The organism is Halorubrum amylolyticum (genome assembly GCF_004114995.1).
Classification (GTDB): domain Archaea; phylum Halobacteriota; class Halobacteria; order Halobacteriales; family Haloferacaceae; genus Halorubrum; species Halorubrum amylolyticum.
Genome location: NZ_SDJP01000013.1, coordinates 70,216 through 80,708 on the forward strand (window position 1 = coordinate 70,216; position 10,493 = coordinate 80,708).

Annotated in this window: 7 protein-coding genes and 1 CRISPR repeat array; all 7 genes read right to left on the reverse strand. The window is 60.1% G+C overall.

Annotated features, from left to right (window positions below):
* Window positions 1-34: 34 nt before the first annotated feature.
* Window positions 35-1,772: direct repeats of the CRISPR family, unit length 30 nt; unit sequence GCTTCAATCCCTCAAAGGTTCGTCTGAAAC.
* Window positions 1,773-1,873: 101 nt separating this feature from the next.
* The 7 genes from cas2 to cas8b are packed head-to-tail and all read right to left on the reverse strand — an operon-like array spanning window position 1,874 to window position 10,391.
* Window positions 1,874-2,134: a CRISPR-associated endonuclease Cas2 gene (cas2, locus tag ESO89_RS10545; RefSeq protein WP_128905471.1), complete on the reverse strand. Its 261-nt coding sequence runs from the start codon at window positions 2,132-2,134 to the stop codon at window positions 1,874-1,876.
* Window positions 2,134-3,126 carry a type I-B CRISPR-associated endonuclease Cas1b gene (cas1b, locus tag ESO89_RS10550; protein ID WP_128905472.1) on the reverse strand — a complete coding sequence of 331 codons (993 nt, stop codon included), beginning with the start codon at window positions 3,124-3,126 and terminating at the stop codon, window positions 2,134-2,136. The genes cas2 and cas1b overlap by 1 nt, the downstream gene beginning before the upstream one ends.
* Before the next feature lie 2 nt (window positions 3,127-3,128).
* Window positions 3,129-3,671 carry a CRISPR-associated protein Cas4 gene (cas4, locus tag ESO89_RS10555; protein WP_128905473.1) on the reverse strand — a complete coding sequence of 181 codons (543 nt, stop codon included), beginning with the start codon at window positions 3,669-3,671 and terminating at the stop codon, window positions 3,129-3,131.
* Window positions 3,668-6,280: a CRISPR-associated endonuclease Cas3'' gene (locus ESO89_RS10560; protein WP_128905474.1), complete on the reverse strand. Its 2,613-nt coding sequence runs from the start codon at window positions 6,278-6,280 to the stop codon at window positions 3,668-3,670. The genes cas4 and ESO89_RS10560 overlap by 4 nt, the downstream gene beginning before the upstream one ends.
* A 1-nt stretch (window position 6,281) precedes the next feature.
* Window positions 6,282-7,112: a type I-B CRISPR-associated protein Cas5b gene (cas5b, locus tag ESO89_RS10565; protein ID WP_128905475.1), complete on the reverse strand. Its 831-nt coding sequence runs from the start codon at window positions 7,110-7,112 to the stop codon at window positions 6,282-6,284.
* A gap of 2 nt (window positions 7,113-7,114) precedes the next feature.
* On the reverse strand, window positions 7,115-8,215 hold the full coding sequence (gene cas7b / locus ESO89_RS10570; protein WP_128905476.1) for a type I-B CRISPR-associated protein Cas7/Csh2: 1,101 nt from the start codon (window positions 8,213-8,215) through the stop codon (window positions 7,115-7,117).
* Window position 8,216: 1 nt separating this feature from the next.
* Entirely contained in the window at window positions 8,217-10,391 is a 2,175-nt protein-coding gene (gene cas8b / locus ESO89_RS10575; protein ID WP_128905477.1) for a type I-B CRISPR-associated protein Cas8b/Csh1, read from the reverse strand.
* Window positions 10,392-10,493: the final 102 nt, after the last annotated feature.

Sequence of the window (10,493 nt, forward strand, 5' to 3'; positions counted from 1 at the left end):
ATTCCCAACTTGTCTGTGACGTATCCGGCTAGGAGCTTCAATCCCTCAAAGGTTCGTCTGAAACCTGGGTTCACGAGAACGCGATCGCCGACGAGATGATCGCTTCAATCCCTCAAAGGTTCGTCTGAAACAAGGTACTCGATTCGGTCTCGGTCGCCCCGGAAATAGCTTCAATCCCTCAAAGGTTCGTCTGAAACGCTTCCAGAGCCGTTCGTCGACCTCGGGACCAATCTGCTTCAATCCCTCAAAGGTTCGTCTGAAACGGCGCTACCGGTGTCCCGACGGGCACACCTCAATCGCTTCAATCCCTCAAAGGTTCGTCTGAAACCGTCGCGATCGTCTATTCGGGCACCGATCTTTTGATAGCTTCAATCCCTCAAAGGTTCGTCTGAAACCGTGTTCGTCGTGAACACGGCGACCGCCGAGTACCGCGCTTCAATCCCTCAAAGGTTCGTCTGAAACTCCCGAGGCCGAACAGCCCCGCAATCCCGATGAGGCTTCAATCCCTCAAAGGTTCGTCTGAAACGCGGTATGGCAACGACTCCGACACGCTCCAACTTGCTTCAATCCCTCAAAGGTTCGTCTGAAACCCGGCGCACCACCCGAAGCTCGAGGCTTCGTTCGCTGGCTTCAATCCCTCAAAGGTTCGTCTGAAACCGGATCTATCCGGACGACCAGGTCGACGACATGATGGCTTCAATCCCTCAAAGGTTCGTCTGAAACCAGCACGCTGCTGTACAACGGCTGGATGCTCACGCGGCTTCAATCCCTCAAAGGTTCGTCTGAAACCCGCTTGGTACCACGTCAGCGCCGACCAGTACGTCGAGCTTCAATCCCTCAAAGGTTCGTCTGAAACCAGGTGACACTCCGACACGAGTGACAGACGTGCTTGCTTCAATCCCTCAAAGGTTCGTCTGAAACCACGCCCGCAAGGATCGCGACGACCACCGACTCGCGGCTTCAATCCCTCAAAGGTTCGTCTGAAACCCGGCAACGACGCCAAGGACGAGTGCTCCAAGGAGGCTTCAATCCCTCAAAGGTTCGTCTGAAACCCGCGTCGCCAACGAGTTCGTGACCCGCGAAGTCGCTTCAATCCCTCAAAGGTTCGTCTGAAACGAGTCCGGATTCCCGTTACAGCTCTCTGACATCCAGCTTCAATCCCTCAAAGGTTCGTCTGAAACGCGCCGCCCTCGCCGAGCCCGACGTCGAGGTGATGGGGCTTCAATCCCTCAAAGGTTCGTCTGAAACGCCGCTCGTCGAGATGCTCGCCGAGCTCGCGGCCGCTTCAATCCCTCAAAGGTTCGTCTGAAACCGTCGACGCCCCGCCGTCGCTCGGGCCGATCAACGAGCTTCAATCCCTCAAAGGTTCGTCTGAAACCACTTCTCGCAGAACCACTCCGTCCGGCGTCTGATGCTTCAATCCCTCAAAGGTTCGTCTGAAACCTTCCCGCAGATCCGGATCGCCATCGTCTCGCACAAGCTTCAATCCCTCAAAGGTTCGTCTGAAACTCGCCGTCGCTCGCCCAGACCGCTTCGCTCATCGCGCTTCAATCCCTCAAAGGTTCGTCTGAAACCGGCGCTTTCGATCCCGCCGGCGCTGACGTTGGCCTCGCTTCAATCCCTCAAAGGTTCGTCTGAAACCTTCCTCGGGGTTGAACGACGGGTCCGTGATCGGGCTTCAATCCCTCAAAGGTTCGTCTGAAACTCAGCGCGTCCGTGATCCGCTGCTCTCCATCAGACGGGCTTCAATCCCTCAAAGGTTCGTCTGAAACCATGCCCAATTTCGGACATATAGGCCCTCTCACGTCCATCCATAACAATCCTTTCCTGTCGACCCCCAATAACCGATCTGCCCCCGGGGGTCGACGGAAGTCTACAGAAATCGGTCGTTCGCTTTCGGGTCGTCACCGTAGACCGTCCGATCAAGAAGCATTTCAGAGGATACTTCGTAAATGACGACCGATTCCCCAGCAATAAGCAGATCATCGATACTTTCTTGTAATCCTGTGAGATCGCCTTCTGAGATCTCTCCTTCTAGTACCGAATTCTGAACGTGAGTCAAGTATCTGCGGCACAGACGAAGCATCTTCTGTGTGCGCTCGGCTTCCATATCATATACGAGAACTACGTACATCACCACCACCGCTTGAACGGCTCGTACGACTCCCCGGCGAGAAGATCCTTCTTTAATTTGTATGCTTCTAACCGTAACAGATGCTGATAGCTTACCTTTCGATTGAGATCCGGATGATCGACCGTTCGTTCCAATGTCTTTTCAAACTCTTTCGTGTAGACCTTCCGACCGTGTTCATCGAGTAGACACGCTCCGAGGTCCTGTTCGAAATCGTCGGGCGTGAGTTGTCGTCGGTTGAGAACGCGGAACATGACGCGATCTGCGAGTAACGGTTTGAATAAATCCGCGATATCCAGCGAAAGCGAGTATCGTCGTTCACCCGGTTCGTGGAGGTAGCTGATAGACGGATCGAGTGCAGTCGCTCTGATGGCGGAGACGCAGTTTGCGTACACCAGCGAATTTCCGAATGAGATGAGGCTATTCACTTCGTTCGGTGGGGGGTTGAACTCTCGGCGGGTGAAGGAGAACTCGTCCGGCAGAATCTTTCGGAACGATCGATAGTACGCTTTCCGTGCGGTCGCCTCGACCCCCATCAGCTCAGAAATATCGTCCGAGTCGTCGATGTCCGCAGCGGCGGCGTCTAACTCGGACAGTTCTGTCTCGAGGTCACGGTCTTTACCGTTGTAGTACGTGACGTTCGTTCGCATATTATGTATGCTACCCGCAACGAACGCACCAGCGAGCCGCCGCCGCTCCTCCGCATTTTCGTATGCTCGGACTTGTCCAACGACTGTCTGGCCCGAGGTTTGACCTTTAGTCGGCATAACCGATCCGGCGTAATAATCGTTCCACCCAAATACGTGAGCCGCCGTGCCGTGATCGTCGAGGAACGACACGAAGCGGGTGTTGAAGTCTATCTGCCCGTGGAGAAAGACGGCTTCGGCGTTCTCAACAGGGACGTATTTTTTCTCACCCTCGTCGGTGACGATCCGAATCGTGTCGTCGTTTCGCTCGATACGCCCGTCCGAAAACACGTGGTAGTTTCTGTCCATGATCAACACCAACAAAAGTCGTGATATGCACACGACTCACAGAACGGTTTTTCCTCCGCTTCCGGCGGCTCCTCAGCGGTTACGATGTTGTGTATGCCGCGGATCGATTCTTCCACGGCCGCCTTCCGGTCGGGGGTCAGTTCGACGGACTCTCGCTTTCGTTCCCGAGGATGGGCAAGCACTCCGTCGGTTTCGACAGCGGCGACACGTTCGAGATACCAAAGGTAGTACGACAGTTGCATTCGGGCGGGCTTCGTGAGCGCCGACGACGGCTTTACTTCGATAACGCGATCGTCTTCGAGGACGTCGAGCGAGATCATTCCGAGCCGAACATTTCGACGCTTTTCCTCGTATGCCGTGTCGTCGACGCGCGTTCCACGGACGACGCTCGCATTCTCACGATCGATCTCTATGTGACGGCTCGCGAACCACAACTCGCGTTTACACACGTGATAGTACTGCATCTGAACCCCGGTCACTCGGAAGGGGTTATCGGTCGATTCACCGCGTGCGGTCGCGAGGAGCCGATCGACGGGGTCGGTCATAGGAACCGACGCTCCACGGTGTTGTCGGGGACCACGAATCCCGTATCGGCGTCGAAGAATCCGTCGTAATGGGATTTCCGAGCATCGATCTTCCGGATCTCGGTGTCACGGTGAACCGGCTCGAGGTCACGGAGCTCGCGTTCTTCTCGAGATCCGCGCCCGTACACCGGGATCGACACGGTCCGTGTTCGAAGCTTCCGCATAGACGCCTCTAGCTCCGAAAAGTCGTGGTTTTCGAGTGCGATTCGTGCCGATTCGACGAGACGTTGGTCTTCAGATGTTCGGCAGACGATCACCTCGACAGCCCTGCGTTCGTCGATCAGGGAGAGAGCGCCGAGTTCGTCTCCCTGTGCTCGGTCGACGTACGAAACATACTCGTCTCGCCCGACGTTTTTGTCCGATTTGAGTCGTTCGTAGTACGTCACGACCCCCGTTCGAGCGAGGGCGGTTTCCGGAACCGTCGTCCGACCATCGCGGATGCTTTCGATCGTCTCTGCCGCCACCGGGAGTAGCGCTGTACCGCGGTTGTACACCGCTTCTGCCGGCGTTTTATCTTGTTTTTTCGGTACATCGAGCCACCAGATCGTGACGTGCCCCCGATCGCGCTCAAACGAGCGGTTACACCGTCCAGCGGCCTGAACGATGCTGTCGATCGGAGCCAAATCGCGGAACGCTCGGTCGAAGCTGATATCGACTCCCGCCTCGACCAACTGGGTCGAGACGGCGATCAGCGGATGCCCTCGTCTCGTGAGATCCTTCGCGACCTCGATGAGTGTGAGTCGATCGACCGGCCTGAGGCGGGTCGACAGGTGGAGCAATCCCCGGCCCTGTCTATCGTCGATCCGGCTCGCAAGGGCGCCCGGATCGATCTCGTCGACCGATCCGGACCGTTCAAGCGCGTCCTCGTACACCGCTCCGATGCTCGTTGCGTCGTCGAGGCGTTCTGTGAGGCGTTCTGTGAGAACCTTGGCGCTGTCGATGGTGTTGCAGATGGCCAGCGTTGATTCGGAGTCCGTTCCGCCGTTGATCAGCTTCTGAGCCGCATCTGTGTGGGATTTCGGACCGGTTTGATCGGCGATGTAACGCTCGATCGAGGGATCAATTTCGTATTCGACCCGTTCGGTCGTCTCGAAGTACGACTCCGGCTTGTCGACGAGTTCCACCTCGTTCTCGAACAGTCGCGGCTGTGTCGCGGTCATAGCGATGACCGTCGCGTCGTATCGATCGACGAGAAGCTCGACGAGGCGCGGAACGAGCTTCCACCAGTCGAGCGGAAGACTTTGCGGCTCGTCAAGCACGACGACGCTCTCACGAAGGGCCGGAAGCTTCATCGACTGACCGTTCGACGGACCAGCGAGGCTCTCGAACAGCTGAACGTACGTTGACACCGTGAGTCCTGCCCGCCAGCTTTCGGCGAGCATCCCGGAGACATCGTCGTTCAGATCTGACGCTTCGTCGTCGCCGACACCTTCGATCGTCGTCTCGGAGAGGTGGTGGTGTGCCGTGAGGAGACGATCCGTGGAGTCGGTGTCGTAGATGCTCTCAACCTCGTCGACCACTTGGTCGATGATGGAGGTGAACGGAAGCGCGTACACGATACGCTCGCCGCCGAGTTCATCGCGAACTCGCAGCGCGGCCGACAGCCCGGTCAGCGTCTTTCCCATTCCAGTCGGGAGCGTTATGGTCGCGACGCCACCACCGTTCTTGGCGAACGACTCGGCGTTTTCGAGGACGCTATCCCGAGCCCGAGATCGGTGGTAATTCAGCCGCTCCTGTCGGTTTCCGCTGGGATCTGCGTCTGCGTCGCGCTCGATCGCCTGAACGTGTTCGTCCAAGCGCTCGAAGCGTGGCTGACGCGCCTCGTAGAGCGACTCCGATCGGTCGAGATCGTCCGCCTCTCCGGCCGCGCTCGTCTTGTCGGCGAGAACGAGCGATCCCCACGACTCCAGCACCAGCGAGTAACACGCGTCGGACAGCGAGTCACGCGAGAAATCCGACCCCGGTGCGTCGGCCGACACCGCCGACTCGATCTCGTTGAGCAGATCGCCGAACCCGCCGAGAAACTCGTCGATGGAACTCGTATCGTTCGTCGCCAACTGAAAGACCTCGTCCGCGATCGCCGGCGCATTCTCCCGGATATCGTCGGCCTGTTCTGCTATCGCATGCTGACGCCGCTCGGCCGGTGTTTCCGATTCGTGAGTGACGCCGCGCCGCCGGTGAGACCGATCGAAGACGTACGAGGCGACATCTGGGATGTTCCCGTGATGCTTTGCAACCGCGACGAATCCGGCCAGACAGCTCTCGGTCTTGAATCCGCGTGATTCCAGCGCGTGGTACGCGAGAAACGCACCGAGCGGCGAGTGGTGACGAAGCATTTCGGGGCTTGGATGGTTCGAATCGAGGAGATAATCCTGAAAGTAGGTCGTCGCCTTCCCGAAGTCGTGGACGTACGCCAGCGTTTCGACGAGTTCCCGAAGCGACTCACCGGCCGCCGTCTCCGCGTCTTCCGGAACGATCCGTCGGACTCGGTTTGCGACATCCCGCAGATGATCGGTCAAGTGAACGCCCTCGTGACCGTTTTCGGGCGGATGGGAGTACCGAACCGTCACCTCAAACGAACACCACCGTTCGATCGTCCACGGAGACCGCGTCGATGTCTCGAACACCGAGCGGTTCTGCGTCAGGGTTGTACGCGTACGTCGTGAATCCCGTCGTTGTTCGCCCGCCCGAATCGGTCGTCATGAACGCGGGCGACTCCTCGACCTGACAGCGCGTTCCGGGGTCGAGGACGACGTCGTCGATCGCATTCGGAACCGCGGTGTCGATGGCATTCGCGTCACTGTCCGCACTCGTCTCCTCACTCGGAACCGATTCGATGTCGAACTCGCCGTGGTACTCTATCTCGCCGAGATGCTCCGACAGTCCGAGGCTCGGCACGTAGTGTGAGGTTCCCGATTCGAGATGCGATCGAAGCTCCCGATACCGCGCCGCATCGCTGAGCGCAACGTCGATCCGGTAGGCGGGGTCGACGAGGACCTCGTAGTTGTGCTGTTGACGGAGCGCGGTCGGGTCCGGGAGCTTCACGCTGATCTTGCCCCGGCCGTTCAGTGACTGGAGATTTCCGTCCGCAGTCGAGAGCGTGTTCATCGGCATATTCATCGTTCTGATCTCGCGCACGGGTTCGACCGCAATCGCCGATCGGTCGGGGGCGAACAGCTCGTAGTAACTGTCCCGTTCGAGGCCGAGAATTCCCGCTATCAGTCCCGAAACGGTCGTCCGTGGGATTATCCGATACGTCTGCTTGACGACGTTGCCCTCGATCCGCCGGAAGTGTCCCCACGGTCCGCGAACGGTGAACGAAAGACAGCGGTCGGGAACCTCACCGTTACCGCGTGTTCCACTTCCCTCGTCTGTCCACGCTCCGAGCGATTCCTGCGCCATCGTCACTCCGCCGAATTGGCGTCGGGAAGCGTTTCGGTGTGTTCCTCGTACACGTCGACGACATCGACGGCGTCGGCTCCGAGGGCCTCGGACAACGCGTCGTAGAGGAGCTCGGGACCACCGGCCTCGCCGTCGCGGGAGAACTCCAGTACGTCGCTCGCGACGAGCCGTACCGTCGACACGCGATCGGACGCGTTTTCGAGCCGATCGACGAACGCGTCGATGTCGACGGTCAGATCGCGAACGCTTCGGAGCTCCTCGTCCGGTTCGCTCCGTTCGTGGTCGAGCGAGAGGTCCTTATCGAGGCCACCGAGGTGGAAGCTGTCCTCGGAGTACTCGACGCGACAGTACAGCCGGGGCTCTTGGCCGACCTTGCTCCGACTGATCGTCTGGTTTTTGATCGACCGCCAACACAGCGTGTCGAGGCGCTCGACATCGTCGGCGGTCAGATTCGTGTTCGACGCGCCGTGCTCGTCGACGAGCCCGTGGAAGCGGACGAGGCCGTACTGGATACGGTGGTCGTCGAGGTCGAATCCGCCCTGTTCTTTCCCCTCTTGGGTGGCGATAACGCTCGTCAAACTGTCGTACTCCTCGTTCTCGTTGACCGCGTGCATCGTCTTTCCCGGGGAGAACTGAACCGGCCCGGTGAAGTGATCGGGAAGGTGCTTTGCGTACCTGACCTCGGTGTCGACCGACATCGTCGCCCCGAAGTATCGCACGTCGACGCTCTCTGCGAGGAACTCGCCGAACACGGCCTCTCGAAGCCGATCGGGCTCGCCGTCCTCGTCGAGCTCGTAGTCGTCGAGGTCAATGGCTTTCAGCCGGTCTTCGAGCAGCTTTCCGCGGGTGTACTGATTGCCGTCTTCCTGGACGTTCCGGATGTACACGCCGTGCCCGTCGTCGTCGAGCTGGTCGCGGAGATACCGCTTCAGTCGAACGTCGGTGACGATCGCCTGCTGCGTCTGCGGATCGATCCGCGGACGGTTCGCACCGCTGAGCGGGTTCCCGTTGGGGTTGGCGTCGACGGCGTCGTACAGGAAAACGATCTCCGAGCGGTTCTGGACGGCTTCGGTCGCGTCGGTCGTGGCTGGTGAATCGGACATGTCAGTGTTCCTCGTCGGTGTGTTCGTCGTCCGGCTCGCCGCGCTGCTGTTTGCCCCAGTCGGGGTGATCGTTCATCCCGTACGTCACTCCGAGCGCGTAGTAAAACCGGAGGTCGTCGGTGTCTATATCCCAGTCGTCCGGATCGGGATTCAGAATCGTTTCTCGGAGCCGGTCGACGATGTGTTCGGCCTTCGTTCCGGGATACGATTGTCCGCCCTTCTTTTCCTGACGCGTGTACGTCAGCGTCTTGGCGACGGTTTCCTGCGTCACCTTCTTGATCCGAGAGCGCGTGATCGATTTGACCGGATACTGATCGACCAGCGTCGTCGACCGATCCTCGCTGTACTCCTGATAGCTCCCGATGTCGCCGACGAGCGCACCCAGCAGGAATGCACCGCGGCGCTCGGCGGTGACGGACTCCTTCCCGTCGTCCCCCGCTGGCGCGAGCGCAGGCGTGTCGGCAATGAACGATTCGAGCTTCGCTTCCCCTCGATATCCCCCGTCGGTGGCGATGGTGGTCTCAAACGTATCCATGGTGAGTATCGTCTCGTATGTCGGTTCGCGGGTGATCGGTTCCTTCTCCGGATCGGTGGTCGTCAACATTCCGAGCCCGTCGTCGGCGAGCGCACACAGCTGTGCGAACTGGCTCGCGACCAGAAACGACGGGAACGCGTCGAATTCGTCGTCGCCTGTCTCCTCGTCGACGATCCGCGCGACGAACTCTTCGAGGAGCACGCCGACGGAGACGGGGTCCCCGCTCAGGACGCTCACGAGCGCCTCGATCCGCGGGTCGTCCGCATCGGCATCGTCGTCGTCGCGTTCGGCGAACGTCTGGTGGAAGTACCAGCCGGTCGCCACCGATTTCAAGCGTTCGCCGCTCTCAGACAGCAACGCCCAGTTTTCGTTCGTCGGAAGCGGTGCGGTCCAGTCGTCGCTTGGTTCTGTGACGAACATCGACGCGCGGCTGACGAGTTCGTTGTGCGTCTTCGCCAGCTCCGTCGGGTAGTGGAGCCGGCCGTTCAGCGTCTCGCCGAACACGTCGTACCGCGACATCTGGTGGGGCATCACCGCGGAGACGTAGAACCGGAGCGTTCGCTCGTCGGCGTCGAGTTCGCGCTGATCGAGATACGCTTGCTCGATCGGCGTCGCGTCTCCGGTTTCCGTGACGGCCCGATACAGGCACCCGTACAGCCGATACGCCTTCTCCGGCGTCTGGCTCCCGAACACGTACGGCAGGTAGTACACCTTCGCGCCGAACGTCCGGTACGTGCACGCCTCGACGAACGTCTCGGCGTTCATCACCGTCACGGCCGCGTCCTCCGAGATCGGGTGTGAGCGCCACGCCTCCTCGATATCAAGTCCGGGGAACGTCTCGCGCTGCTTCCCGAGGAAGTAGTTCTGCGGGTCCTCGGAGGTGCCGACCGTCCGCGAGGCCGTTCCGGTGACGAGGTCGGTCGCGTCTCCCGAGGAGTCGTCCGCCTTGTTCTTGGTGACCAGCTTCGACAGCTTGCGCCGGCGCATCGCCTCGTTGAACACGTCGAGGTCGCCGGGCCAGCGGTACTCGCCGTCGGCGTCGAGTTTGACCTGAACCGTCAGCAGCGACGTCGCCGACTCGCCGCCGAGGCTCGCGATCACGCCGTCCTCGATCGCGTCGAGCGCGACGTCGTCCTCGCCAAGCGCCGCGAGCCGGTCGACGACCCAGCCGTCGTCGTGAGCGGTGGCGGCCTCCGCGACCACCTCGTCTGCCGCCCACTTGGTAAGCCGCTCTTTCGCGTAGCGGGCGAGCTTCTCCGGATCGCTGTTCCGACCCGCTTGGTGGGTCACGCTGTGGTCGATTCCCCGTGCTGCCGGGTACTTGCAGTGACCCACCTTCTGTACCAGCTCGTCGGTGTACCGCGTCACCCACACCGGTCCCCGTTCGTCGTCGGCCAGTCGCGGCCCGTCGCCGGAGAGATCGATGCGAACGACGATCAGGCTGTCGTCGGTGTCGACCAGATCGCTCGCGGCGTCCGGCGTGAGGTACGGCGCGTACTCCCCGCCGCCGGTCGTCGCGAGCGTGTAGAGCCTCCCGTAGAGGTACTGAATCCCGCGCAGCGAACTCACCGGCGAGTCGGGGATCTCCTCGCGAAGCTTGTCCGGCGGATACTCCTCGTGGAACTCCTCAGGTGAAAGCATTGTAACGGCTGTGTTGAATCGCTGTAAGGCGGAGAGATTCACTGTTTGACGAAGCGCTTGATGTTATAGACGACACACATCAGTGCGATTTCGCGGAACTCA